The 330-nt window shown below is 47.6% G+C and carries 1 protein-coding gene; it reads left to right on the forward strand.

Features of this window, described 5'->3' with window-relative positions; translation table 11 throughout:
* Positions 1-29 precede the first annotated feature (29 nt).
* Positions 30-330, forward strand: a 301-nt coding sequence (locus P2081_RS20575; protein ID WP_278924648.1) for an MC/SLC25 family protein, incomplete at its 3' end; no start/stop codon positions are given.

Consider the following 330-nt stretch of genomic DNA (forward strand, 5'->3'; position numbering starts at 1 on the left):
CAAGCCCTCGCGTAACAATCAAACTCGAGATGGCTTCACCAGACCCTATGTCATTTGCCAAAGATTTTTTGGCTGGAGGTATTTCAGCCGCGGTCTCAAAGACTGTCGTCGCCCCAATTGAACGTGTGAAGTTATTGCTTCAAGTACAAGCCGTCTCTAAACAAATCGCAGCCGACAAGCAATATAAAGGTATTATCGACTGCTTTGTGCGCATTCCCAGGGAACAAGGGTTCGCCTCTTTCTGGAGAGGTAATCTTGCCAACGTCATCAGGTACTTTCCCACGCAAGCCCTGAACTTTGCTTTCAAGGATGTGTACAAGCAGGTGTTCT

This window comes from Pseudophaeobacter profundi (assembly GCF_029697505.1).
GTDB classification, from domain to species: domain Bacteria; phylum Pseudomonadota; class Alphaproteobacteria; order Rhodobacterales; family Rhodobacteraceae; genus Pseudophaeobacter; species Pseudophaeobacter profundi.